This window comes from Streptococcus sp. HMSC067A03, from assembly GCF_001814295.1.
Classification (GTDB): Bacteria; Bacillota; Bacilli; order Lactobacillales; family Streptococcaceae; genus Streptococcus; species Streptococcus constellatus.
Genome location: NZ_KV815647.1, coordinates 1 through 662, shown reverse-complemented (window position 1 = coordinate 662; position 662 = coordinate 1). Strand labels below are relative to the sequence as shown.

Annotated in this window: 7 tRNA genes; all 7 read left to right on the top strand. The window is 53.0% G+C overall.

The features are described from left to right. Positions 1 to 50 precede the first annotated feature (50 nt). Positions 51 to 123, top strand: a tRNA-Asp gene (locus tag HMPREF2963_RS03535). A gap of 27 nt (positions 124 to 150) precedes the next feature. Further along, a tRNA-Lys gene (locus HMPREF2963_RS03530) sits at positions 151 to 223 on the top strand. A 9-nt stretch (positions 224 to 232) separates the two neighbouring features. Beyond that, positions 233 to 314 (top strand) — tRNA-Leu (locus HMPREF2963_RS03525). 10 nt (positions 315 to 324) lie between these two features. Next, a tRNA-Thr gene (locus tag HMPREF2963_RS03520) sits at positions 325 to 397 on the top strand. Between the two features lie 15 nt (positions 398 to 412). Further along, positions 413 to 484 (top strand) — tRNA-Gly (locus HMPREF2963_RS03515). Between the two features lie 7 nt (positions 485 to 491). Beyond that, a tRNA-Leu gene (locus HMPREF2963_RS03510) sits at positions 492 to 577 on the top strand. A gap of 9 nt (positions 578 to 586) precedes the next feature. Then, positions 587 to 660: transfer RNA gene (locus HMPREF2963_RS03505), tRNA-Arg, on the top strand. The last annotated feature ends 2 nt before the right edge of the window (positions 661 to 662 follow it).

The following is a 662-nucleotide window of genomic DNA, read 5'->3' as shown; positions in this document are numbered from 1 at the left end:
AGAGGGTCAGCGGTTCGATCCCGTTAACTCCCATCATTCTAGAAAGAATAGGTCCCGTAGTGTAGCGGTTATCACGTCGCCCTGTCACGGCGAAGATCGCGGGTTCGATTCCCGTCGGGACCGTTTTAGTGTATAGAGATACATTAGAGAGACTCGTTAGCTCAGTTGGTAGAGCATTTGACTTTTAATCAAAGGGTCACTGGTTCGAGCCCAGTACGGGTCATAGTCACAGGCGGGTGTGGCGGAATTGGCAGACGCACCAGATTTAGGATCTGGCGCTTAACGGCGTGGGGGTTCAAGTCCCTTCACCCGCATAGAAGATAAGCCGGCTTAGCTCAGTTGGTAGAGCATCTGATTTGTAATCAGAGGGTCGCGTGTTCAAGTCATGTAGCCGGCATAAGAAGAAAAGGATGCGAACGTAGTTCAGTGGTAGAACATCACCTTGCCAAGGTGGGGGTCGCGGGTTCGAACCCCGTCGTTCGCTTGAGGGAGCCGGGGTGGCGGAACTGGCAGACGCACAGGACTTAAAATCCTGCGATTGGAAGCAATCGTACCGGTTCGATTCCGGTCCTCGGCATAGGAAAGAGCACCCTTAGCTCAACTGGATAGAGTACCTGACTACGAATCAGGCGGTTAGAGGTTCGACTCCTCTAGGGTGCATG